21 protein-coding genes and 2 pseudogenes are annotated in these 23017 nt (G+C 51.6%); 18 read left to right on the top strand and 5 right to left on the bottom strand.

The window, feature by feature from the left end:
- Positions 1–71: 71 nt before the first annotated feature.
- The 10 genes from C6362_RS03725 to C6362_RS03680 all read left to right on the top strand — a co-directional run bounded on the left by C6362_RS03725 (position 72) and on the right by C6362_RS03680 (position 11377).
- Positions 72–281, top strand: coding sequence for a HypC/HybG/HupF family hydrogenase formation chaperone (locus C6362_RS03725; RefSeq protein WP_014015418.1), 210 nt, complete (start codon positions 72–74; stop codon positions 279–281).
- The gene (gene hypD, locus C6362_RS03720) at positions 281–1339 is read left to right on the top strand and encodes a hydrogenase formation protein HypD (protein ID WP_014015417.1); all 1059 of its coding nucleotides are present in this window, start codon (positions 281–283) and stop codon (positions 1337–1339) included. The genes C6362_RS03725 and hypD overlap by 1 nt, the downstream gene beginning before the upstream one ends.
- Positions 1332–2336, top strand: a complete 1005-nt coding sequence (hypE, locus tag C6362_RS03715) for a hydrogenase expression/formation protein HypE (RefSeq protein ID WP_014015416.1) — start codon at positions 1332–1334, stop codon at positions 2334–2336. Before hypD ends, hypE begins: the two co-directional genes overlap by 8 nt.
- Positions 2337–2350: 14 nt before the next feature.
- Complete coding sequence (locus C6362_RS03710) at positions 2351–3706, top strand: nitrogenase component 1 (protein ID WP_014015415.1); 1356 nt, start codon at positions 2351–2353, stop codon at positions 3704–3706.
- Positions 3703–4929 (top strand): nitrogenase component 1, encoded by a 1227-nt coding sequence (locus C6362_RS03705; RefSeq protein ID WP_014015414.1) that lies wholly within the window; start codon positions 3703–3705, stop codon positions 4927–4929. Before C6362_RS03710 ends, C6362_RS03705 begins: the two co-directional genes overlap by 4 nt.
- Positions 4930–4941: 12 nt before the next feature.
- On the top strand, positions 4942–5688 hold the full coding sequence (locus C6362_RS03700; protein WP_014015413.1) for a nucleotide-binding protein: 747 nt from the start codon (positions 4942–4944) through the stop codon (positions 5686–5688).
- Positions 5689–5703: 15 nt separating this feature from the next.
- Positions 5704–6900 (top strand): [FeFe] hydrogenase H-cluster maturation GTPase HydF, encoded by a 1197-nt coding sequence (gene hydF, locus C6362_RS03695; protein ID WP_014015412.1) that lies wholly within the window; start codon positions 5704–5706, stop codon positions 6898–6900.
- A gap of 94 nt (positions 6901–6994) precedes the next feature.
- Positions 6995–8323, top strand: coding sequence for an aspartate ammonia-lyase (locus C6362_RS03690; protein ID WP_014015411.1), 1329 nt, complete (start codon positions 6995–6997; stop codon positions 8321–8323).
- Between the two features lie 24 nt (positions 8324–8347).
- A complete protein-coding gene (rpoN, locus tag C6362_RS03685) occupies positions 8348–9616 on the top strand; it encodes an RNA polymerase factor sigma-54 (protein WP_014015410.1) in 1269 nt (422 codons plus the stop codon).
- A 105-nt stretch (positions 9617–9721) separates the two neighbouring features.
- Positions 9722–11377 carry an RNA-binding domain-containing protein gene (locus C6362_RS03680; RefSeq protein ID WP_014015409.1) on the top strand — a complete coding sequence of 552 codons (1656 nt, stop codon included), beginning with the start codon at positions 9722–9724 and terminating at the stop codon, positions 11375–11377.
- A gap of 112 nt (positions 11378–11489) precedes the next feature.
- On the opposite strand, the gene C6362_RS03675 is transcribed toward C6362_RS03680, so the two are convergent.
- On the bottom strand, positions 11490–11921 hold the full coding sequence (locus C6362_RS03675) for an AAA-type ATPase lid domain-containing protein (RefSeq protein ID WP_014015408.1): 432 nt from the start codon (positions 11919–11921) through the stop codon (positions 11490–11492).
- 120 nt (positions 11922–12041) lie between these two features.
- Positions 12042–12458 carry a hypothetical protein gene (locus tag C6362_RS12095; protein WP_232501518.1) on the bottom strand — a complete coding sequence of 139 codons (417 nt, stop codon included), beginning with the start codon at positions 12456–12458 and terminating at the stop codon, positions 12042–12044.
- On the opposite strand from C6362_RS12095, the gene C6362_RS12090 reads away from it, so the two are divergent.
- Genes C6362_RS12090 through C6362_RS03660 form a run of 3 tightly spaced genes read left to right on the top strand, consistent with a single transcriptional unit; the run spans position 12345 to position 14696 of the window.
- Positions 12345–12860 carry a hypothetical protein gene (locus C6362_RS12090; protein ID WP_232501479.1) on the top strand — a complete coding sequence of 172 codons (516 nt, stop codon included), beginning with the start codon at positions 12345–12347 and terminating at the stop codon, positions 12858–12860. The two genes, C6362_RS12095 and C6362_RS12090, sit on opposite strands and share 114 nt — an antisense overlap.
- Positions 12821–13480, top strand: coding sequence for a thiamine pyrophosphate-dependent enzyme (locus C6362_RS12085; RefSeq protein ID WP_014015406.1), 660 nt, complete (start codon positions 12821–12823; stop codon positions 13478–13480). The genes C6362_RS12090 and C6362_RS12085 overlap by 40 nt, the downstream gene beginning before the upstream one ends.
- A gap of 1 nt (position 13481) precedes the next feature.
- A complete protein-coding gene (locus C6362_RS03660; RefSeq protein ID WP_014015405.1) occupies positions 13482–14696 on the top strand; it encodes an acetyl-CoA hydrolase/transferase C-terminal domain-containing protein in 1215 nt (404 codons plus the stop codon).
- 525 nt (positions 14697–15221) lie between these two features.
- Here C6362_RS03660 and C6362_RS03650 read toward each other — a convergent pair.
- On the bottom strand, positions 15222–15977 hold the full coding sequence (locus C6362_RS03650; protein WP_255411309.1) for a helix-turn-helix domain-containing protein: 756 nt from the start codon (positions 15975–15977) through the stop codon (positions 15222–15224).
- 229 nt (positions 15978–16206) lie between these two features.
- On the opposite strand from C6362_RS03650, the gene C6362_RS03645 reads away from it, so the two are divergent.
- Together C6362_RS03645 and C6362_RS03640 are read left to right on the top strand one after the other, a co-directional pair.
- Complete coding sequence (locus tag C6362_RS03645; RefSeq protein ID WP_014015403.1) at positions 16207–17430, top strand: MalY/PatB family protein; 1224 nt, start codon at positions 16207–16209, stop codon at positions 17428–17430.
- A gap of 40 nt (positions 17431–17470) precedes the next feature.
- Positions 17471–17973: pseudogene (locus C6362_RS03640) on the top strand (transporter); the annotation flags it as partial.
- Between the two features lie 141 nt (positions 17974–18114).
- Here C6362_RS03640 and C6362_RS03635 read toward each other — a convergent pair.
- Positions 18115–19230, bottom strand: coding sequence for an RNA-guided endonuclease TnpB family protein (locus C6362_RS03635; protein WP_014015401.1), 1116 nt, complete (start codon positions 19228–19230; stop codon positions 18115–18117).
- A 144-nt stretch (positions 19231–19374) separates the two neighbouring features.
- On the opposite strand from C6362_RS03635, the gene C6362_RS12080 reads away from it, so the two are divergent.
- On the top strand, positions 19375–19632 hold the full coding sequence (locus C6362_RS12080; RefSeq protein ID WP_014015400.1) for a Rid family hydrolase: 258 nt from the start codon (positions 19375–19377) through the stop codon (positions 19630–19632).
- A 216-nt stretch (positions 19633–19848) separates the two neighbouring features.
- A pseudogene (gene tnpA / locus C6362_RS03625) lies at positions 19849–20316 on the top strand (IS200/IS605 family transposase).
- A gap of 129 nt (positions 20317–20445) precedes the next feature.
- On the opposite strand, the gene C6362_RS03620 reads toward tnpA, so the two are convergent.
- Positions 20446–21378 carry a DMT family transporter gene (locus C6362_RS03620; RefSeq protein WP_014015399.1) on the bottom strand — a complete coding sequence of 311 codons (933 nt, stop codon included), beginning with the start codon at positions 21376–21378 and terminating at the stop codon, positions 20446–20448.
- 205 nt (positions 21379–21583) lie between these two features.
- On the opposite strand from C6362_RS03620, the gene C6362_RS03615 reads away from it, so the two are divergent.
- Positions 21584–22930, top strand: a complete 1347-nt coding sequence (locus C6362_RS03615) for an acetyl-CoA hydrolase/transferase family protein (protein ID WP_014015398.1) — start codon at positions 21584–21586, stop codon at positions 22928–22930.
- Positions 22931–23017: the final 87 nt, after the last annotated feature.

The raw sequence follows: 23017 nt of genomic DNA, 5'->3' as shown, positions 1-23017 counted from the left end.
CAAAGGGCGGCCCGCTTGGAACAATGATGTACACGTTATACATGTTCGATGATATAAAAGGAGGAATTATCATGTGTGTAGGATTACCGGCACGTGTTATGAAAATACAGAATGGAATGGCCCTCGTCGATGCTTCCGGAGCCAAACGGGAAGTATCGGCAGCCCTTATTGATGAACTGGATCCTGGCGATTACGTCATGGTCCACGCCGGCATGGCTATTGCCAAGATTACCAATAATGATGCCGACGAAACCGACGATATCCTGGAGGAACTGGACTGATGGCAGAAGCAAAGAAGCGGACGGCCCTGGATATCATCCGCAGTTATGACGGGCCGAAAATCCGCATTATGGAAGTCTGCGGGACCCATACACATGAAATCTTCCGACAGGGCATCCGCCAGATCCTGCCGCCCCAGGTCGACGTCATTTCCGGACCGGGCTGCCCGGTCTGCGTCACGCCGGTCGGCTATATCGACCAGGCTATCTGGCTGGCTCTGGAAAAAGGCGTCACCATCTGCACCTTTGGCGACCTCGTCCGCGTCCCCGGCAGTACGATGAGCCTGGCTGACGCCCGCAGTGAGGGGGCTCATGTGGAGATCGTTTATTCGCCCCTCGATGCCTACGACTATGCCAAGGCGCACCCGGATGAAGACGTCGTCTTCTTGTCCGTCGGCTTTGAAACGACGACACCGCCGTCGTGCCTGGCCGTCAAACAGGCCGTCGCCGACGGGATGACGAATTTCTCCCTGCTCACGGCCAATAAGACCATGCCCATGGCCTATGAAGCGATGAAAGACAGCGCCGATGCCTTCCTCTATCCCGGCCATGTCGACGCCGTCATGGGGACCGGTGACGGCGAAGCCATGCTGAAAGAAGGCGTATCCGGTGTCGTCGCCGGTTTTACGGCCAAGGAACTGCTCACGGCCTTTGCCGTCATCCTGGCCAAGTTCCCCCAGGGGAAACCGTTCTTCAAGAACTGCTATCCCCGCGTCGTCAAAGCCGAAGGCAGCCCGGCAGCACAGGCCCTCATGAAAGAAGTCATGGAACCGTGCGATTCGGAATGGCGCGGCTTAGGCGTCATCCCCCAGTCGGGTCAGCAGCTGCGGCCCGCTTTCGCTGTCTGTGACGCCCGCAAGAAATACGGCGTACCCGATATGGACGGTCGCGCCAACCCGGCCTGCCGCTGCGGCGACATCCTGAAAGGTCAGTGCAAGCCGCCCCAGTGCCCGCTCTTCGGCAAGGTCTGCACGCCGGAACATCCTGTAGGAGCCTGCATGGTTTCCCATGAAGGGGCCTGCTCGGCTTATTATTTATATGGAGGCAATTTACATGAGTGATGTCATTACCTTAGCCCACGGTGCCGGCGGTAAACAGACTGCCGAACTCATCGACCGTGTCTTTAAAGCGCATTTTTCCAATCCCCAGTTCACCGGTGACGACGCCGCTGTCCTGCCCATCGGCGGGGCTAACCTGGCTTTCACGACGGATGGCTTCATCGTCTCGCCGCCGGAATTTCCAGGTGGCAATATCGGTAAACTGAGCATCTGCGGGACCGTCAACGACTTGTCCTGCATGGGCGCCAAGCCCTTATATCTGTCGTGTGCCTTCGTCATCGAAGAAGGCTTCCCCCTGGCCAAAGTCGAAGAATACGCTGCGGCCATGGCCAAGACGGCTGCCGAAGCCGGCGTGCGCATCGTCGCCGGCGATACGAAAGTCGCCGGTAAAGGCCAGGTCGACCACCTGTTCATTACGACGACGGGGATCGGCCAGATCGTCGACGGCGTCCATACGTCGGGAACTCTGGCCCGGCCTGGGGATGCCGTCATCGTCAGCGGCGACGTCGGCCGTCACGGCTGCACGATTCTCCTGGCCCGCAACCAGTTCGGCATCGACGCCGACGTGACCAGTGACTGCGCGCCCCTGTGGGGGACTGTCGAAGCCATGCTGGATACGACCAAGGATATTCACGTCATCCGCGATGCGACTCGCGGCGGCGTTGGCACGGTCCTCTACGAAATCGCCGGCCAGAGCCATGTCGGCATCCATTTGGACAGCCAGGCTATCCCCGTCGATCCGGCCGTCCGCGGCGTCTGCGGCATGCTCGGTTTGGAACCGCTTTACCTGGCCTGTGAAGGCCGTTTGGTCATCTTTGCGCCTAAAGCCGTTGCCGACGATATTGTCGCCACCCTGCGTCAGGGCAAATATTCGAAAGATGCGGCCATCATCGGCGAAGTCACAGCCGACCAGCCGGGCCGGGTCATCATGCGTACGGAAATCGGCGCGGAAACGCTGCTGCCGCCGCCGGGCGGTGAACTGCTGCCGCGCATCTGCTGAGGAGGAGGGAGAGCATGATTTACGAAAATGAAATCCATCCACCCCAGGTGCCGCGGTATCACGTCACGCCGGACGGAGCTGAAATCGCCATCGGCCAGGCATCGTTCCCCAAGCCGTTCCATATCGGCTTGCAATATGCTTCGCCGGCCCGGGGCCACTGGACCATCGCCCATTCGCCCATGCTCATCCCCGGTTGTCACGAAATCTACGTCTGCTGCGCCTGCTGCCTTCACGGTGTCGTCTTGTCGGCCGATGAAGTCCCGGACGGTGCCGGCCGTTTCTCCATGGTCACCTTGACCAATGAAAACCTGATCAAAGGCAATCTGGAAGAGATGATGATCGATGGCATTTCCCATATCATCGACGATATGCCCGAACATCCGAAGTGCGTCGAAGGCTTTACCAGCTGTATGCAGCATTTCCTGCACATCGACTTGCACGTCGTCTACGATACGCTGCGTCAGAAATATCCCGACATCGATTTCATCGACGGCTACATGATTCCGACTCTGCAGCGGCGCTTTACGCCGGATATCCTCGGTCGGCGCCAGCTCGTGCGGGCTGTCCAGCCCCTGCCGAAACAGAAGGCTGTCAACTATGTCGTCAATTACTATCCCGTCGACGAAGACAATGAATTGACGGTCATGCTCCGCCAGGGGGGCTACGCTATCCACGATTTCGCCGCCTGCAAGACCTATGAAGAATACAAGGCCATGGGCGAATCGCAGGCGAATATCTATTTCCTGGAAAATGCCGGCCCTGCCGCCAAGGACATGGAAAAGCGACTGGATCAGCAGGCCCTGTATCTGCCTTATGCCTATGACTATGAAACTTTGCGCCGCAACCTGCAGCAGGCAGCCCAAATCCTGGGCCTTGACCTGCCGGACTGCGACGCCTATGAACGGACTGTCGAAGAAAAAGTAAGGGCTCTGAAGGAACGAGTCGGCGACACGCACATCGCCATCGACTATACGGCGACGCCGCGGCCCCTGGGATTGGCCAAGTTTCTCTTGATTCACGGCTTCAATGTCTATGCCGTCTATCTCGATGCCATTTCGCCGGACGAAAAGGATACCTTCCAGTTCCTGCAGACCCACTATCCGGACCTGTCCCTGCGTTCGACGATGCATTTCAAGCGCCGTCTCCTGCCGCGCGACGACAGCCGAAAGTATGGGAAAGTCCTGGCCATCGGCCAGATGGCGGCGTATTTTACCGATACGAAGTACTTCGTCAATCTGATTGAAAACAGCGGCCTCTATGGCTATGTCGGCCTACTCAAGCTCCTCGATTGGATCGGTCGGGCTGACGAAGCCGAAAATCCCAAGATGCGGGATATCATTCAAATCAAAGCTTGGGGGTGTCACGGTTGAAACAAGCACAACGCGTCTTATCGACGTATGCTGTCGACATGTTCGGCATTGCGTCGTCGCTCTTTGAGTTAGGCGGCCTCATCGTCATGCACGATGCATCGGGCTGTAATTCGACATACGATACGCACGACGAACCGCGGTGGTACGATACGCCGAGTATGGTCTATATTTCCGGTCTCAACGAAATTGATACCATCCAGGGCAATGACCAGCGCCTCGTCGACGATATCGCTGAAGCCGTGGAAGCGGCCCATCCCCGCTTTGTCGCCATCGGCGGCAGTCCCATGCCGAACGCCATCGGCACGGACTTCAAGGCTATCGAGCGCCTGGTTGCGGCCCGGACGGGCCTGCCGACGCTGGGGTTCCGGACCGACGGCATCCACAGCTATCTGCCCGGAGCCGGCGGTGCCTATGTCTGGCTGGCCAAGACCTTCGTCAAGGCGCCGGAAAAGGCACCGCAGCGACCGGCAAAGCGGGTCAATCTCCTGGGGCTGACGCCATTGGACTTTTCCGTCGTCGGTAATGCGACGACGCTCAAGCAAATCGTCACCGATGCCGGTTTTACCTTGCAGAGTTCGTGGTCCATGGGGGACACGCTGGACCAGCTGGCGACGGCTGCCAATGCCGACGTCAACGTCGTCCTGTCGTCGACGGCCTTCTACCTGGCCCAATACCTGCGCGACACCTACGGCATCCCGTATGTCGTAGGCATCCCCATGGGCGAAAAGGGGACGGCGGACTGGCTGGAAGCTCTGCGGAACTGCGATTCGTCGTATCTCACGGGCTTTACAGGACAAGAAAAATATATTAGAGCCCAGTATGCCCTGGCCGACCTCAACGCCTGGAAGACGGAACAGGCCTACGACGATACGCCGTGCGACGTCCTGGTCATCGGTGAACCGGTCTACCTGCTGTCGATGAAGGCTTTCCTCCAGCAGGAAATGGGCCTTTCCGACGTCCGCCTGCTCTGCCCTCTGGCCGATGCGCCGCGGTGGCTCCTGGAACAGGTCGAAGTGGCCAGTGTGGAAGACGTTATCCGTCAGGAATGTTGTAAAGCCCGCCGGGTCATTGCCGACCCGATTTATGCCCGGCTCTTGCCGGACGAAAAGGAAAAATTCGTTTCCATGCCCCATGAAGCCTATTCCGGCCGTCATTACCACGATGACATGCCAATCTTCGTCGGGCCGTCCTTTACGGCATGGATGAAAGAGAAGTTGACTTGAGGAGGAAGACGTATGAGAAAATTTGCGATTTATGGGAAAGGCGGCATCGGCAAGTCGACGACGACGGCAAACTTATCGGCGGCTCTGTCCATGATGGGGAAAAAAGTCGTCCAAGTCGGCTGCGACCCTAAGGCCGATTCGACGCTGAACCTCTTGCATGGCGAACCGGTCATGCCGGTCATGGATTACTATCGGAAATATACGGAAGGACCGGACTTCGAGCACATCGGCAAAGAAGGTTTCGGCGGCGTCTTCTGCATCGAAACGGGCGGACCTACGCCGGGTCTGGGCTGTGCCGGCCGGGGCATCATTGCCACCTTCGACCTCATGGACGAACAGGAAGTCTTCCAGAAGCTCCAGCCTGACGTCGTCTTGTATGATGTCCTGGGCGACGTCGTCTGCGGCGGTTTCTCCGCGCCTATCCGCGATGGTTATGCCGATGAAATCTTTATCGTCACGTCCGGCGAAAAGATGGCCCTCTATGCAGCGGCCAACATCATCAAGGCCGTCGAGAATTTCAAGAGCCGCGGCTATGCCCAGGTCAAGGGCATAATCCTCAACCGCCGCAATGTCGACGACGAATACGAACTGGTCAAGGCCTTCGCAGACGAACACGGCCTGCCTATCGTAGCCGACATTCCCCGGAGCAAGGATATCCAGTATTATGAAAATAAGGGCATGACCGTCGTCGAAGGCAATCCGGACCTGGCGGTCAGCCAGATTTATCAGGACTTGGCCCGGAAACTGCTTCAGGCCTAGGAAGGGGACGATGTTATGGGAATGAATGATACGCCATCAGGCGAACGGGTCCATATTGGTTTCTTTGGCCGCCGCAATGCCGGGAAATCGAGTGTCGTCAACGCCGTGACCGGCCAGGACCTGTCTATCGTATCGGCGACGAAAGGGACGACGACGGACCCGGTCTACAAAGCCATGGAACTCCTGCCCTTAGGACCAGTGGTCATCATCGACACGCCGGGATTCGACGACGTCGGGGCCTTGGGGGAAGAACGGGTGCGCCGGACGAAACAGGTCCTCAACAAGACGGATATAGCTGTCGTCATCATCGACGCCGCTGAAGGCCGGTCGCCTGCCGACGATGAAGTCCTGAATCTCATCCGGGACAAGAACCTGCCTTACCTCGTCGTCTATAATAAATCGGACCTGCTGAACCAAGCCAGTAAGGCACAGGACCATGAAATCTACGTCAGCGCTTTGAAGGGAGAAGGCATTTACGAATTGAAAGAACGCCTGGCCCGCCTGAAACCTGTCGAGACAGCATCGCCTATTGTGAGCGACCTCATCCAGGGCGGTGACTTCGTCGTCCTCGTCGTCCCCATCGATACGGCAGCGCCGAAAGGGCGCCTTATCCTGCCGCAGCAGCAGACTATCCGGGAAATCATCGACAACGACAGTGCGGCCATCGTCGTCAAGGAATATGAACTGCGCCATACCTTGGAATGTCTGGGTCAGAAACCGGCCCTGGTCATTACAGACAGTCAGGTCTTTGCCAAAGTGTCGGCCGACACGCCTATGGACGTGCGCCTGACGTCGTTCTCCATCCTCATGGCTCGACATAAAGGCCTGCTGGAAACGGCCGTCCGCGGCGTCACGGCCCTGGAAAAGCTGCAAGACGGCGACACGGTCCTCATTGCCGAAGGCTGTACCCATCATCGCCAGTGCGACGACATCGGCACGGTCAAGATTCCCCGCTGGCTTCGTAATTATACGCATAAGGATATCCGCATCGAAACGGCCAGCGGCCGCGATTTTCCGGAAGACTTGTCGCCGTATGCCTTGGTCATCCACTGCGGCGGTTGTATGCTCAACGGCAGGGAAGTCCAATACCGCATGAAGTGCGCCGCCGACCAGGCTGTGCCCATTACCAACTACGGCATAGCCATTGCCTACATGCAGGGCATCTTGAAACGCAGCCTCAGCGTCTTCCCGTACTTGCAGTCGCTGGTTTAAAAAATAGTTTGTAGTATGGAGTTTGTAGAAAATGGTAGGGCGGTTGCTGAAACGGACCGCTGTAGAGGGGGCGCCCGTTTTAGGAGGGATTTGAATGGAAAAAACGCGTATCGAACGCGATGTACTGGGTGAAGTGGAGTTACCTGAAGGGACGATGTACGGTATCAATACGGCCAGGGCCTTGGAAAATTTCCCTTTAGGCCATAAGCGGACAGCGATGGATCTCATTTATGCCATGGTGACCGTTAAGAAAGCCGCTGCTCTGACTTATGCCCGCCTCGGTGTCCGTGAAGACGGGATTTATCAGGCCATCGCCGCGGCTTGCGACGCTATCTTGGCCGGTCAGTATGACGATGCTTTTGTAACCGAAGCCCTTCAAGGCGGCGCCGGTACGTCGACGAACATGAACGTCAATGAAGTCATTGCCAACGCGGCCTTGCTGAAGCTGGGGAAACAGCCCGGGCAGTACGACGTCATCCATCCCCTGGATGACGTCAACCGCGGCCAGTCGACGAATGACGTCTACCCGACGGCCCTGCGGATCGCCGCCATCCGCAAGCTGCGGGAACTGAGCCAGGCTTGTGCCGACTTGCAGGAAGCCTTCCAGCATAAAGAGCAGGCCTATGAAAAGACGTATAAATTGGGGCGGACGGAGCTCATGGATGCCGTTCCCATGACGGCAGGCGAAGAATTTGGCGCCTATGCCCAGGCCTTGTCCCGTGACCGCTGGCGTTTGTATAAAATCGAAGAACGCCTGCGCATGGTTAACCTTGGTGGCACGGCTATCGGCACATCCGATACGGCATCACGGCAGTACCGCTATGAAGTCATTGAGGAATTGCGCCGTTTGACGGGCATCGGCCTGGCTGCGGCAGAATACCCTGTCGACCTGACCCAGAACAACGACGTCTTCGTCGAAGTGTCGGGCTTGCTCAAGGCCCTGGCCGTCAACTTGATGAAAATTGCCAATGATTTGCGCCTCATGAATTCCGGCCCTCACGGCGGCATCGGTGAAATCCGCCTGCCTGCCCGTCAGCAGGGCAGTTCCATCATGCCCGGCAAGGTCAATCCGGTCATCCCGGAAATGGTCATGCAGTGTGCCATGAAAGTAATGGCTGACGACAGCGCCATCGCCATGGCCGCTGCCCACGGCGAATTTGAACTCAACGCCTTTGAACCGCTCATCGCCGACTGCCTCCTGGAAAGCCTGCAGCTCCTGATCCGGTCGGTACGCATCTTCCAGACGGCCTGTGTCGAAGGCCTGGAAGTACGGGAAGACCGGTGCCAGCAGCATTTGAAGGCATCTGCCGCCTTCGGGGCGGCCTACATCGGCGCTTTGGGCTATGATACGGTGAGCCGCATCATCAAGGACCATGAACCGGACGAAGCGCGGCGCATCTTGGAATCTATGGTGAAAAAGTAAGCCATGAATGGAAAGAGGGGCCTTATGTCGAATTTATCCTTGAAACTCGAACAAAAAGCGAAAATACTGCAGGTCCAGCGATTGACCATCCAGATGCTGGCCCTCCATGGCCAGGATTTGGTAGATTTCTTGCAGGAAAAAGTGACGGCTAACCCCTTGATGGACATCTGCTATCATGATGTCCGGGCCGACGAAGAAAAGGGCCGTAAAGCTATCGAGAATGTGCACAATCACGGCGCCTCCCTGGAAGCGAAGCTCATGGCCCAGCTGCGGGTCCAGACCCTGCCGAAACCGGTCATGCTGGCGGCGGGCCTGGTCATCGGCTCCCTCGATGCCAAAGGGTTTTTCCAGGGTGACTTAGCTTCTCTGGGCCGGGCTTACCAGTTGGGACCGGCCGATATGGAAAAAGGACTGGCCCTCGTCCAGTCCTTCGACCCGCCGGGCATTGCCGCCAGGGATCTCCGTGAAGCCCTGCTCATCCAGACCCGGCGGGCCCGCAAGGCGCCTCGCCAGGCGGAAGCCCTGCTAGAAAAGCATTATGACGATTTTCTCCAGGGGAAGTGGCAGAAAATCCAGGCTTCCCTGGGCTTGTCGGACTCGGAATTGCGGGATATCCGGGATTTTTTCAAGAGCCTGTCCCTCCAGCCGGCCAGCCAGATCGTCCAGGAAGAGGTATATATCCGGCCCGATATAGAAATCTACTGCGATGCCAAAGGCCAGCTGACCCAGCGGTCCCTTGAGGACATACCGGATGTCTATTTCCGCGATGATTTATACGACCAGTATGCCGCCCGGGGGGACAAGGAAATCTTGGATTACATCCGCAAAGCCCGCCGGGATTTTACCGATTTGGCCTCAGCCCTGGCTTACCGCCATCATTCCATCGAACAGGTCGTGGCCTGCCTCATGGACCGGCAGAAGGACTATTTCTTGCACCATCGGTCTTTGCGGCCCCTGCGCCAGAAGGATATCGCTGCCGACACCCAGCTCAGTACGGCGACGGTCAGCCGCGTCTGCCGCCACCGCTATGTCCTGTTTGAAGGGCGGATATATCCGCTCCAATCTTTTTTAGCGACGGCTTATCCTTCCGATACCGAAGGCAGTGTATCCGATAAGGTCGTCATGGAGAAAATCGCCGCCCTCGTCGCCGGTGAAGACAAAAGCCATCCTTATTCGGACCAGGACCTGTCTGAGTGCCTGGCTTTGTCGGACCGGATTTCCGTGGCCCGGCGGACAGTAACCAAACTCCGGCAGAAGCTGAATATCCCCAACAGCCGTATCCGCCGGTTGTAAGCGAGGCGTTACCACATCTTAATACCCTCTTAACGCACATATGCGTTAGGGTGAGTTGATTTTAACGCACGTGTGTGTTAGAATCGACACAAAGGATGTGATACGATGTATAGGTTTCCTACCGAAGAAAGCTTGACCGTAGAATTTAAAAGCGACAGAAATTGTTTACCTGATAACGATATTATTGATGCTGTTGTAGCTTTTGCCAATACAGAAGGTGGCGATTTGTATCTTGGTATAGAGGATGATGGTACAATAACAGGTCTCCATCCTAAACATAGGGATATCACTCGTCTTACTGCCTTCATTGCCAATAAAACAGTTCCTCCAGTCAGCACACGTGCGACAATACTTCATGATGGGCAATGTGATGTTTTGAAGTTAAGTGTTCCCCGATATACTTCGATTGTAGCAAGTGCTGCTGGAAAAATACAAAAACGTCGATTAAAAGCAGATCATACACCAGAAAATGTTCCTTTATATCCCTATGAAATTCCTCAGCGGCTTTCCAGTTTGTCTTTATTGGATTTCTCTGCACAACCATTGCCTGACTCAACCCGGGATGATTTGAGTGTTGCCGAACGGGAACGGTTGCGTCATATTATTCGTACCTATCATGGAGAGTCCGCACTTTTGGAGCTAGATGATCTGGAGCTGGATAAAGCTCTTCGGCTTGTCACCCAAATAGGCGAAGGCTATATTCCTACGGTCACCGGAATGTTGCTCATTGGTCGTGCAGAGCGCCTGCAGGAACTTATCCCTACAGCGGAATCATCTATACAAATTATGGATAATGCGCAACTTCGCGTCAACGAAACATTTACTCTCCCTCTGCTGGCCAGCATTGAAAAAATTAATACGTACTTTCTTTCTATTAACCAGGAAGATGAAATTGATGTTGGCTTATTCCGTGTTCCCATTCCACATTATGCTCCTCAGGCATTTCGTGAAGCGCTCATCAATGCGTATAGTCATCGGGACTATTCCATGCTGGGACGTGTCCGTGTTCTTATTGAACGCGATGGCATGACTATTGCTAATCCTGGTGGCTTTATCCAGGGCATTACTTATGATTCTCTGTTAGATGCTGAACCTCATGGTCGAAATCCCGTGCTTGCTGATTGTTTAAAACGCATTGGAATGGCCGAACGGTCTGGCCGGGGTATTGACCGTATCTATGCTGGTAGTTTGCGCTATGGCAAACTGCCACCAGACTACAGCCAATCTACTGATACTTCTGTGCGGCTTTATATCCCGGACAGTCGTCCTGATAAAAATTTTGTCCGCTTACTCATAGAAGAACAAGAAAAACTGAACCGTGATTTTACCGTTTATGAACTCTTAATTCTCAATTTATTGAAAACACATCACCGGATGTCACAAAAGGAAATAGCTGATGCTGCCGGAATTCCTTCATATAAGCTCCCAACTACGCTTGAATCGCTTGTAGAATCTGGCCTGATTGAGGCGATAGGACGGGGAAAAAGTCGTGGATATTTTCTCAGTGCCCATCTATATCAGCGACAAGAGAACACCATTGGATATGTGCGTCAAACTGACATTGATACAGTTCGTTACCCGGAACTCATCTTGAAGCTGGCTCAAAAGCAAGGACTGGTAACAAGATCAGATGTTGTCAAGCTTCTTCACGTTTCACCAGCTCAAGCTTATCATCTACTTAATAAGTTAAAGAAAAATCATAAACTTATTTTAGAAGGGCGAGGGAAATATGCCCACTATAAGCCAGTGAATCGGCAATAGTCATGAAGATACTGAGAGGAAAATTGTATTTCAGCACACGTTTCACACATCTTAACGCACATGTGCGTTAAATATATTGATTCTAACACATGCATGTGTTAAGGTGCGTTGGTTACCGGTGCAACTTGTTGAAAATCGTCTGGCGCGATACATTGAGTAATTTGGCTATATCCTTCTGGCTATAGCCTTTTTCTTGCAGCTCTCCGATGAGTATCTGCTGGATCGTCTTTTCCAGATGTTTCATGTCCAGCTGGAGCGATGCTGTATCGAGGAGACTTTCCTTCCGGTTTTCGTCGGGGATGTCAAATAATGAATCATAAGCCCCATTCAGGGTGTCGCCGAAGATGTAATAACGCAAGGTAACACTGTGCAGTTCGCGGATATTGCCCCACCAGTCATGCTGGATGAGGGCTTTTTTTAATATTTTGGGAAGGGAAACTTGGCGATGGCGGAAGCTTTGCAGGAAGTACGAGAATAAGTAGAGAACATCATCAGGCCGGTCGTTCAGAGATGGCAGGCTCAGGCGCAGGGTATTTGTCCTCAAAATGGTGAGCCGCCGTCAGGCCCGTCTTGGACGATTTGCGGCAGAAGCGGACAACCGACGATGGCCGTATCTGGTGTGACCGGAATCTGACGGACCTGGGCCAGTAGTTCTAAATGGGTCTTATCCAGGCTGTAGCGGCGATAGAAGACGATTTTTTTTACGCAGCTCTTCCGGGCAGGCGTCTTTGTTGAACATGAAGTTTTCGTTGAGGAGCAAATGGATCTTCTTATATTTCGGCGCAATGGAACGGAGCGTATATAAGGCATCGTTCATCGAACTGAACAGGCAGAGGATGGGGATGGTGTCGATGAGACGGGGAAAATCGATGATTTCTATTTTGATGCGGAAAGAGTGTTGGGTTAATTTTTCATTACTCAGAATGAACAGGACAACCGGAATTATGCCAAATTTGCCAAAATCGCCATGTTCGAGCCGTCCGATTCGCAGGAATGCATCGACATGACCAAGGAAGCCTATCGGGTCAGTGAAACCTATGACGTCCCGGTCATGATTCGCATGACGACCCGAGTCTGCCATTCCAAGAGCCTCGTCGAAGAAAAAGACCGCCAGGAAGTGGCGCCCGTCCTCTATCAGAAACAGCGGGATAAAATGGATGCCGTACCGGCCATTTCCAAGAGACGCCGCTATGTCATCGAAGAACAGGAAGAAAAATTGAAGGGCTATGCCGAAAGCTGTCCTTTCAATGAAATCGAGATGAACGACACGAAAATTGGCATTATCGCAGCCGGTGCGGCTTATCTGTATGCTAAGGAAGCCTTAGGCGATAAAGCGTCGTATTTGAAGCTGGGCTTTACTTATCCTCTGTCGATGGAGATAATCAAAGCCTTTTCCGATAACTTTGATGAACTCTACGTCATCGAAGAACTGGACCCCCCTTTATGGAAGAACAGATACGCCATCGGAAAGACACGGTCATGATCGGCGATATCGGCTGTTACGCCTTAGGCGGGGCGGCGCCGCTCAACGCCAAGGACCTGGCCGTCTGCATGGGCGATTCGACGTTCTTCCATACGGGCATCAATTCCCTGACCGATGTGGCCTATAACGGCTCGAATGCCATCTGTGTCATCCTGGACAACCGCATCACCGGTATGACCGGCCATCAGGATAACCCCAGGACGGGCTATAACATCAAAGGGGAACCGGCCACGCTCATTGACGTCGAAACGGTCGTCAATGTCCTGGGCATCAAGCACGTCCGGACGGTCAATCCCCTGGACCTGAAGGCCATGAAAGAAACGCTGGACTGGGCTTTTGCCATGGAAGATGAACCGTCGGTCATCATCACCAAATGGCCTTGTATCCTCAAAAAGTATTCCAAAGAAGATAAAGCCCAGTTCAACCTCGACAAGACGCCGTGCGTCGTCGATGCGGATAAGTGCATTGGCTGCAAGAAATGCCTCTCCACCGGCTGCCCGGCCCTGCGCTATGACAGTGAAACGAAGAAATCCAGTATTGCTCAGGCGGATTGCGTCGGCTGTACGGTCTGCATGCAGGTCTGCCCGGTTCAGGCCATTTCCAGAAAGGGGGATAAATAATATGTCAGATATAAAGAGTGTACTCTTCGTCGGTGTCGGTGGCCAGGGTACGATATTAGCCAGCAAAATCCTCACCATAGGCCTCATCGGACATGGCTACGATGTCAAGATGTCCGAAGTCCACGGCATGAGCCAGCGCGGCGGCAGCGTCAGTACGCAGGTCCACTTTGGCTCCAAAGTTTACTCACCCATCATCGGCGAAGGCTCGGCGGATATCCTCGTTTCCTTTGAAGAAATGGAAGCGGCCCGCTATGCCCGGTTCCTGAAGAAAGACGGCAAGATGGTCGTCAATACGACGCAGATTCCATCGCTGCCTGTCCTGTCCGGGGTCTGCCAGTATCCCCGGGGAATCGTTGAAGAACTGAAGAAACACGTGCCCGTCTGGGCTTTCGATGCGACGAAGGTCGATGCCATCGTCGAAAGCGAAGAACCGATTAGCCTGGCGCCGAACCGGGAACCGAGTGCTATTGACCAGCAGATTGCCGAGAATATTTTCCCTTACTTGCACGACGGCATTACCTTGCAACTCGGTATCGGTGGTATGCCCAATGCCTTAGGCAGCCTCATTGCCGGATTGGACTTGAAAGACTTAGGTATGCATACAGAGCTCATGAGTGACGGCTATCTCGATCTGTACCAGTCAGGGAAGATTACTAACGACAAAAAGCCTTTCCAGCGGGGGAAAGGCGTCTTCTCCATTTGTATGGGCTCGAAAGAACTCTATGAATTTTTGGACCATAACCAGGATATCCTGTCGGCACCTATGCATTATGTCAACAATCCAGAAACAATCCGCCAGCTCGATGATTTCATTTCCATCAACAGCTGTATTGCCGTCGACCTCTATGGCCAGGTCTGCTCGGAATCGGCAGGGACACGGAAAATCAGCGGGACTGGCGGCCATCTGGACTTCGTGACCGGCGCCTATGTAGCCGATCATGGCAAAGCCTTCCTGGCCATGCCGTCGAGCCGGGTCGATAAGCAGGGCATCCGTCATTCCAATATCCTGCCTAAGTTCACGGCCGGCGACATCATTACGACGCCGCGGACCCAGGCGCCGTACATGGTCACGGAATACGGCGTAGCCAACCTGTCCGGTCTGGCTACTTGGCAAAGGGCCGAAGCGCTGATTAACATCGCTCATCCCGATGTGCGCGAAGCCCTGATTCAAGCTGCTGAAGCCCAGCGCATCTGGCGGCAGAGAAACAAATGCTAGAAAGTGTCAGGATATTGAACCTCTCCCGCTTATAGAAGCGAGAGATTCTTGAGAAGTTTGATACATGGACTAACGCCTAACAGCCTATTCCAAAGGAGTTAGCTGTCAGGATATCCTTATTCTCAAAGGGCTGTCCAAAAGCCCCTTACACAGTCCCTCGAAATCGAAGTTCTGCTTACTTGAGTAGATACACATTTTGCACTTCTTTTCTACCCGTCGCGATTCGCCTATGGCGTCGTGCTGCGGCAAGGGGGAGTGCTCCTCCGAAAACGGCTCAAAGACCGTTGATTGAAAATACTTTTTTGTTCTCGCAGAAGTTCTAACTGCTATTAATATTATACCACAAGCTCGCCATTCATCCACCACCTAAGAGGTGGGGACGGTGTCAACGAACGCATTCCTGCTGCCACACTTCCGGGATCTCGTAATTTCTTCCGCAGACTGATGGAAAATTACAATGCATAACAGAATAAGCCTAAAAAAATGGTTTATGGAGTATTTTGTTCCATAAGCCAGTTTTTTTACTTATACGAAAGATAGCATGTTGTATTGCTTCATGCGGCGGATATCCTCTTTGGAAATCATCAGAGATTTGATGAGGTCGTCTGTTTCCGGGAGAATTTTTTTTGAAATAAGCATTTTGGTAGCGACGGGCATTAATGGTCGGGAAGAAACGCCGAATCCCATGGCCCATTTGGTGGGAGCATCTAAAAACGACGCGAGGATGCGGATAATATATTTTTCTATATAGGTATCCTGATTCTGGAATTCCATAGTGGTCAGGGCGTCGTAATGGGATATTGTTCCTGTATAAGTGTTTTCACAATTCTGATATTCATTATAATTCTTTATATTCATGTACATGATGGCTGGAAATATATGCTGATTTTCCGGAAATACATTGATAATCGTGCGGTTCAGATGGTTATTACGGCCATCATACATATATATGTACATGTGATTCAGATTTTTGAAGAAATTGGGAACGGTTACAGTTTCTGTTGGGACATTTTCCGGTGGCATGTATAATAACTGCTCGAGGCGGACCTGTAATACCTGTGCAATATCGAACAGGGTATCCAAATCCAAAGAAATTTTACCGCTTTCATATTTGGAAACTGTTGCTTTGCTCTTACAGATGCGATCCGCCAGTTCCTGGACGGTCAGCTTATTCTTTTTCCGGAATGTACGGATTGCCTTACCCGTATTTTCTGTTACCAGAGACATGAAATCACCTCTGATGTCATTGTACACGTTTTTTTGTTTCTTTAAAATATTCAAAATAAAAAAAACAATTGAAAAAACATGTCTTCTGATGAAATTGGAAGATGATTGGCCCTTATGTTTCGCCTAAAGAAACACAGTGACTATGTTTATGTCTTTAAACGAAACATAGGGGCTTTTGCCAGTGGACATCGGAACTGATATAGTATAAGCATAAACAGAGAGCTCTTACCTATAATAATTATAATTCTGAATAATCGCATATTTGTAGAAAAGAGGAATACTGATGACGTACGATTTTGATGAAATCATTGACAGAAAACATACGAATGCACTCAATACGGATGGGTTCCGTGGCTACATTTTCCATGATTTTGAAGGGAAAAAGACCTTTCCGTTCAAGGACGATGAATTTGTCCGCATGTGGGTAGCCGATATGGAATTTGCCATGTGCCCGGCTATTATCCAGGCAATCAAAGACCGGGCCGACAAGCGCATCATCGGATACAGCCAGGTGTTTGAACCGGAATTTTTCCAGGCCTATAATTCCTGGTGTGAAAAGATGTACGGCTGGACCTATCCGAAAGAAGAAATCTGCTTTTCTCTGGGTATCATACCGGCATTGTATACATTAGTCGATCTGCTTCTTGGCGACTATGATTATGCCATCATCAATACGCCGGCATACGGATATTTCCAGCACCCGATTGATGAACGGCATAAACACGCTATCCACAATAAGCTGAAATGTGATGCTCAGGGAAATTGGACCATCGATTTTGATGCATTAGAAAAAGACGCCTCCAATCCGTTTGCCAAACTTCTTATCTGGTGCAATCCACAGAATCCGACGGGACGGGTCTGGACAGAAGAAGAACTCCGCAAGGTAGCGGCTATTGTAGAAAAACATAATCTTTGGATTATCAGTGACGAAATCCATTGCGATCTCCTGCGCCAGGGCGTTAAACATATCCCCATGGCTAAGATTATGCCAGAATATAAAAAACTGATTACCTGCACCTCTGTATCCAAAGCATTCAATATGGCGGGGATGATGTTTGCCGAAATCATCATCCGCGATAAAGGGCTGCGCGATCTCTATATCGGTACGACCAATGCCTATGCCATGAACGTAAATCCCCTTTCTATCGCCGCCCATCAGGCAGCTTACGAACACGGGAGTGAATGGCTGGACCAGCTCAAGACGTATCTGGACGGGAATTTCCAGTTTGTGAAGGACACTCTGGACAGAGAACTCCCGGATATCACCTTCCAGATTCCACAGGCAACCTATCTGGCATGGGTCAACATGAATCCGTATCTCGGCGATGTGGAAGATATTCCTGATTTCATGGCTAATAAAGCAGGGGTTCTCCTGGAAGGAGGAGATGCACTCTTTGTCGATAATGCAAAAGGCTATATCCGCCTCAATCTGGCTATGCCGCGGGTTATCGTTGACAAAGGCCTGCAGCGTATCGTAAAGGCCGTTAAAGCCCATCAGGCTGAATAAGGGGTGGCCTACTATGGAAAATGCTACAAAACGTATAGGAATGGCTTCGGGCAGTACCCATTGGGAAAAAGCGGGTATGACTAGGAAGAATGGAAGAAGGCCGTAAAATTCGATAGTACAGACTGGGGCTGGGTAATTATGAGTATTGGCATGGCTATCGGTTCGGGCATTGTCTTCCTGCCGGTACAGGTCGGTCTAGTAGGTCTCTGGGTATTTCTCGCTTCGGCAGTCATCAGCTACCCAATCATGTATGGTTTCCAGCGGCTGTACATTAACACCTTGGCTAGCTCGCCGAAGTGTGAAGATTATGCCAGTGTCATCAGTGGCTATCTGGGAAAAAACTGGGGATTCTTCTTGGGGATTATTTACTTCATCATGATTATTATGGGAGTCATGATGTACTCTACGGCTATCACGAATGACAGTGCTTCCTTTTTGTACAGTTTTGGAGTAACGGATGCTATTTTATCTGAAAATCCTCTGTATGGACTGGTCATCATTGTATTATTGGTCGCAGTCGCTTCCCGTGGGGAACAAATCCTTTGTGAACGTACTCCCGCCTATAGAGGCGGGAGCTTCCTGCTTCAACGAGAACAGCGCCACTGACTCCAAAGAGTTGCGGCGTCTTACACTCTCTCCACAGGCGTAGATTCCCGTGCGACCCACGGTATTTTATGGATTACGTCAGGCTGATATTCGCCTGGCTTCTTCTCGGATATTGATGGCTGCGTTTTTATCGCGATTATGGTGACTTCCACATTTCGGGCAATTCCATTCCCTTACAGACAATTCCTTGGTTTCGTGGTTCTGATATCCGCAAATATGGCACAGCTGGCTGCTCGGATACCACTTGTCTATCTTGATAAGCTGTTTGCCTTGCCAAGCCAGCTTATATTCCAGCATGTTCGTGAACATATTCCAGCCATTGTCCGCTACGGATTTGCCAAAGCTGAACTTGCCACCCTTTTTCCGCTTTGCCATCGCTTTGACGCTGATATCCTCAATACCAATGGCATCATAGCGGTCTGCAAGGTAGCGGGCCTTCTTGTGCAGGAAATCCCGGCGTTGATTGGCCACTTTCTCATGAAGAATAGCTACGCGCAGTCTTTGCTTTTCCCTGTTGTGACTTCCTTTTTGCTTTTTGGATAGCTTCCGCTGCGCCTTAGCCAGTCTTTTCTCTGCCTTCCGCAGGAAATCTGGATATTTAGCATCCTCCTCATCGGAAGCCACATACAAGCCGTGCATCGCAAAATCCAAGCCAAGGAAGGTCTTCGGTATGACAGGGAGTACTTGGTTTTCATACTCCACCAGCATACTGATATAGTACTTTCCTGATGGCGTCTTGCTGATGGTTACGGTCTTTATGATACTGTTCTCTGGCAAGGGGCGATGCTGGCATAATTTCACCCAGCCGACTTTTGGCAGTTTCACCTTATGGTCCTCGATTCGGACAGAACCCTTCTGGTTGTTCGTAGAATACGAAGCGCGACTATTTTTCTTTGACTTGAAGCGCGGCTTGCCGAAATGCTGGCTGTCATTCCAAAAGTGGCTGTATGCCTTGTTCAGATTCAGTTGGGCATTGGCAAGGGCTAAACTATCGACTTCCTTTAGCCAAGGGAATTCTTCCTTGTACTGCGCAGGCGTGTTATTCAGCTTTTGGCCGGTTTCCTTATAATAGTCAATGCGGTCACTCAGCATCTTGTTGTAGATGAATCGGACACACCCAAAGGTCTTGGCAAACATCATTTTCTGTGCCGTTGTCGGATAGATTCTGTATCGGTATGCCTTATTCACTATCATCACCTGCCTTGACTTTCTATATACTTTCACTCTTACTACTGATTATACTGCAAATCAACTTGTGAAGCTATTGTTTTTCTGATGGCATCGAGCCCTCAGAAAAACCTGCAATTCATCTCACCGCCTAAAGAGGCGGGAGACTTCTTGCAGAATCAGGTTAAAGTATCGACCGGTATGGTACTGACGAAATTAATCGTTATAGCCGTATTGGGAGCTGTCATGATTCCCTATTGGAATCTGGCAAATGTAGGTGCATTTCCTAATATGAATGATTTTGGTGCTGTTAATGCCGTATATGCCAGTTTCTTTAAGAAAACGCTGCCTGCCCGGTCTTGTGTGGAAATCGGCAAACTCCCCATGAATGGCGATGTAGAGGTAGAAGTAGTTGCTTACTGCAAGTAAATCATGCTTTGCGCTTAGATAAATGCCCACCCTTCTTCCCTGGAAAAGGAACAATGGTTCCTTTTTCAGGGATTTTTTTGGCGCCGAATAGGCATGATTAAACCCCCAGTTCAACTGGGGGTAAGTAAAATTTCTTAAAGTAAAAAAAGAACCTCTCATGATACAATGTAGATGGTCTGGCAACCACTACATTATTCAGAAGAGAGGTTCATGTCAATGAATGACGTAAAAAGTTTATCACATAGCAAATGGCGATGCAAGTATCATATTGTATTTGCGCCTAAGTACCGTAGACAAATTATTTATGGACAAATAAAAGAAGATATAGGAAAGATATTAAGGTCACTTTGTAATCGAAAGCAGGTTGAGTTAATTGAAGGAGAATGCTGCCCGGATCATATTCATATTTTAGTGGCTATTCCACCGCATCTTAGCGTATCTCAATTCATGGGATATTTTAAAGAGTATAAAAGTAGCCTGATGATTTTTGACCGCCATGCAAACCTGAAATATAAATATGGGAATCGACATTTTTGGTGCCGAGGTTATTAAGTGGATACAGTGGGAAAATATGAAGGAGCTATTAAGGAGTATATTCGCAATCAATTACAAGAAGATATTGAAATGGATACATTAGATTTCAAGGAATACGTAGACCCGTTTACGGGTAGCAGGAAAAAGTAGGCAAAAAAAAGCCCCCGAGTAGGGGGCAGCCTGTAATAAAAGTGTGATTGCCAGACTTTTATTCGGTGCACTCTTTAGAGTGCTACCACGGGAGTTAGGCCCTTATAGGGCCTGAGCAAACCACCAGTTTTACTGGTGGTTATGATTCTTCTGTCGGAAAGAGATGTGCGGCAAGGGAATCTGCGCTAAGATGACGGCGGCGAAGACGAGGACGCAGCCGGTCAATTCTTTGGCTGTCATGACTTCTCCCAGGATAAGCCAGCCTGCTAAGGCGGCAAAAACTGATTCCAGGCTCATGATGAGGGTCGCCGTTGTCGGTTCGGTATATTTCTGGCCAACGATTTGCAAGGTGTAGGCGACGCCGCTGGACAGGCCGCCGGCGTAGAGAAGGGGCCATTTGGCAGCCCACAGGGCGGACCAGTCGGGCTGCTCGAAGAGGACTGTCAGGGTGCCGGAAAAGAGAAAGGCCGTGGCGAACTGGACCCAGGACAACTTGATGCTGTTGGCTTTTTTCAAGAGAAAATGGTCGATGACCAGGATGTGCAGGGCGAAGAAGACGGCACAGCAGAGGACCAGGAAGTCGCCGAAAGAAACTTGGAAATCGCCGTTGATGCATAAGAGGTAAAAGCCGGCAATGGCCAGGGCGACGCAGATTACGATGATCCGCGAGACCTTGCGGCCCATGAAGCGGCCCAGGAGGGGGACGAGAATGATATACAGGGCCGTGATGAACCCGGCTTTCCCAGCTGTCGTCATGGAGATACCGACCTGCTGCAGCGTATCGGCGGCGCCCAGGACCAGGCCGCACCAGGCCCCGCCTATGAGGGTGATGCGATCCGGCTTCAACTGGTGCAAAATTGGCGGATACGTCCCATCTGCCCTTTTATCGGTAAACAGCAGGATGACCGGGATGAGGACGACGATGGCGATGACATCGCGGGCGGCGCTGAAAGTAAAAGGGCCGATATAGTCCATGCCGACGCTCTGAGCGACAAAGGCCGCCCCCCAGATGAGGGCTGTAATGAGCAGCAGTATCGTGCCCTTTGCTTGTGACTGATACATGAGATAAATCTTCCTTTATTGTGGATTCGTCAAAGTGACAATAATATAATTGTACCATAAAACAAAAGCTTTTTTAGACGTTCTACCTCCAGATTTTGTAATATTTTTCACAAAATGTCGTTGCAGTTGTCGCAGGAAAGTTTTATACTATATGTAAGGTTATCTCATACTACTATTGCAAAGTCATGAAGGAGGAGACTTTAGAATGTACAAACTTTCACAAATCCCTGAAGAGTATAAGAAAAAATTGATTACGGCTGAACAGGCGGCAGCCCTCGTCAAAGATGGCGACCGCGTTTCTTATGGCCTCGGCTGCGCTGCTCCGTATGATATCGATATCGAAATCGGTAAGCGGGCTAAAGACCTGCACGGCGTTGAAATCGTCGCTACGACTGTCGTCAAAGACGAACCGTATGCAGCTTATCTGAATAGTGATTCGAACGAACAAATCCGCTTCGCAACGGCTCATATGAACGGGTTTGAACGCAAGATGTCCAAAGATGGCCGCTGCTGGTTCATTCCTATTCTCTTCAACGAATTGCCGAAGTATTGGGAAAACATCGATAAACTCATCATCCAGGTTCATCCTATGGACCAGTGGGGCAACTTCAATCTCGGGCCTCAGGCTTCGGACCTTCGCGGCTTGATCCGTGCAGCTAAGACGATCATTCTCGAAGTCAACCAGAACATGCCGAAAGCCCTGGGCTATGAAACGGAACTGAACCTCTGCGACGTTGACTATGTCGTCGAAGGTTCGAATCATCCTATGCCGCAGATCCCCAACCGGGCAGGTACGCCGGTCGACGACAAAATCGCCGATTACATCATCCCCATGATTGAAGACGGCAGTACGCTTCAGCTCGGTATCGGCGGTATCCCGTCGGCTGTCGGCCGCAAACTGGCTGAATCGGATGTCAAAGATTTGAGCGGTCATACGGAAATGCTCGTCGATTCCTATGTCGACCTCTATGAAGCCGGCAAGATTACGGGCAACAAGAACCGCGATAAAGGTAAAATCATTTATGCTTTTGCCGGTGGTACACAGCGCCTCTATGATTTCATCAACGATAACCAGATCGTCTTCAATGCGCCGGTAAGCTACGTCAACAACGTCGGCGTCGTTGCCAGCATCGATAAATTCATCTCCATCAACGGCTGCATCGACCTTGACCTCTATGGCCAGGTCAACGCTGAAACGGCTGGCTATCAGCAGATTAGCGGAACCGGCGGCCAGCTCGACTTCGCCCAGGGCGCTTTCGCATCCAACGGCGGCAAGAGCTTCATCTGCGTCCATTCGACGCGTAAATTCAAGGATGGCCATGTCGAATCCCTGATCAAACCGACCCTCCCGGCTGGCACGGTCATCACGACGCCGCGTTCGGCTGTCCACTACATCGTCACCGAATACGGTACAGCCCTGCTGAAAGGCAAATCGACGTGGGAACGCGCCGAAGCCTTGATCAACATCGCTCATCCGGACTTCCGTGAAGAACTCATCAAAGATGCAGAAAAGATGGGCATCTGGACCAAGACCAGCAAGATTTCCATGTAAATAATAGGTTGTAGTCCGTAGGGGCTTGCACGTGGTAAGCCCGCCCTACAACGCAAAAAGAGGCTGTCTTCATGCGACAGCCTCTTT

Origin of the sequence: Megasphaera elsdenii DSM 20460, assembly GCF_003010495.1 — a bacterium.
GTDB lineage: Bacteria > Bacillota > Negativicutes > Veillonellales > Megasphaeraceae > Megasphaera > Megasphaera elsdenii.
This window is presented reverse-complemented; position numbering and strand designations above follow the sequence as displayed.

Excerpts from the sequence above, each read along its gene's own strand:
- C6362_RS03725 (WP_014015418.1), top strand. The coding sequence starts at position 72 with ATGTGTGTAGGATTACCGGCACGTGTTATGAAAATACAGAATGGAATG.
- hypD (WP_014015417.1), top strand. The coding sequence starts at position 281 with ATGGCAGAAGCAAAGAAGCGGACGGCCCTGGATATCATCCGCAGTTAT.
- hypE (WP_014015416.1), top strand. The coding sequence starts at position 1,332 with ATGAGTGATGTCATTACCTTAGCCCACGGTGCCGGCGGTAAACAGACT.
- C6362_RS03710 (WP_014015415.1), top strand. The coding sequence starts at position 2,351 with ATGATTTACGAAAATGAAATCCATCCACCCCAGGTGCCGCGGTATCAC.
- C6362_RS03700 (WP_014015413.1), top strand. The coding sequence starts at position 4,942 with ATGAGAAAATTTGCGATTTATGGGAAAGGCGGCATCGGCAAGTCGACG.
- hydF (WP_014015412.1), top strand. The coding sequence starts at position 5,704 with ATGGGAATGAATGATACGCCATCAGGCGAACGGGTCCATATTGGTTTC.
- C6362_RS03690 (WP_014015411.1), top strand. The coding sequence starts at position 6,995 with ATGGAAAAAACGCGTATCGAACGCGATGTACTGGGTGAAGTGGAGTTA.
- rpoN (WP_014015410.1), top strand. The coding sequence starts at position 8,348 with ATGTCGAATTTATCCTTGAAACTCGAACAAAAAGCGAAAATACTGCAG.
- C6362_RS03680 (WP_014015409.1), top strand. The coding sequence starts at position 9,722 with ATGTATAGGTTTCCTACCGAAGAAAGCTTGACCGTAGAATTTAAAAGC.
- C6362_RS12090 (WP_232501479.1), top strand. The coding sequence starts at position 12,345 with ATGTTCGAGCCGTCCGATTCGCAGGAATGCATCGACATGACCAAGGAA.
- C6362_RS12095 (WP_232501518.1), bottom strand. The coding sequence starts at position 12,458 with ATGGCAGACTCGGGTCGTCATGCGAATCATGACCGGGACGTCATAGGT.
- C6362_RS12085 (WP_014015406.1), top strand. The coding sequence starts at position 12,821 with ATGGAAGAACAGATACGCCATCGGAAAGACACGGTCATGATCGGCGAT.
- C6362_RS03660 (WP_014015405.1), top strand. The coding sequence starts at position 13,482 with ATGTCAGATATAAAGAGTGTACTCTTCGTCGGTGTCGGTGGCCAGGGT.
- C6362_RS03645 (WP_014015403.1), top strand. The coding sequence starts at position 16,207 with ATGACGTACGATTTTGATGAAATCATTGACAGAAAACATACGAATGCA.
- C6362_RS03635 (WP_014015401.1), bottom strand. The coding sequence starts at position 19,230 with ATGATAGTGAATAAGGCATACCGATACAGAATCTATCCGACAACGGCA.
- C6362_RS03620 (WP_014015399.1), bottom strand. The coding sequence starts at position 21,378 with ATGTATCAGTCACAAGCAAAGGGCACGATACTGCTGCTCATTACAGCC.
- C6362_RS03615 (WP_014015398.1), top strand. The coding sequence starts at position 21,584 with ATGTACAAACTTTCACAAATCCCTGAAGAGTATAAGAAAAAATTGATT.